The sequence below is a fragment of the Helicobacter pylori genome, assembly GCF_001998165.1.
GTDB lineage: Bacteria > Campylobacterota > Campylobacteria > Campylobacterales > Helicobacteraceae > Helicobacter > Helicobacter pylori_DL.
Genome location: NZ_MTWR01000113.1, coordinates 1 through 221 on the forward strand (window position 1 = coordinate 1; position 221 = coordinate 221).

Annotated in this window: 1 protein-coding gene; it reads left to right on the plus strand. The window is 37.6% G+C overall.

Annotated elements, in window-relative coordinates; translation table 11 throughout:
- Positions 1-221, plus strand: a 221-nt coding sequence (locus tag BZK24_RS08410) for an outer membrane family protein (RefSeq protein WP_143424410.1), incomplete at both ends; no start/stop codon positions are given.

Genomic DNA, 221 nt, shown 5'->3' on the forward strand with positions numbered 1-221 from the left:
ATTTGATGCAACACAGCCAAAATTGGACCAGAGAGCAAAAGGCTCAAAACGCCAGGCCTTATGTGTTATACAATTTGTATTTAGATTATCAATATAAGGACATTTTTGGGATTAAACTAGGGCGTTACCCTTCTAAGGCTTTGTTTTTGAGCGGGTTTAATCAAGGGTTTGAGATTTTTTACCGGTGGAAAAAGTTTAGGATAGAGTGGTTTAGCACCTTA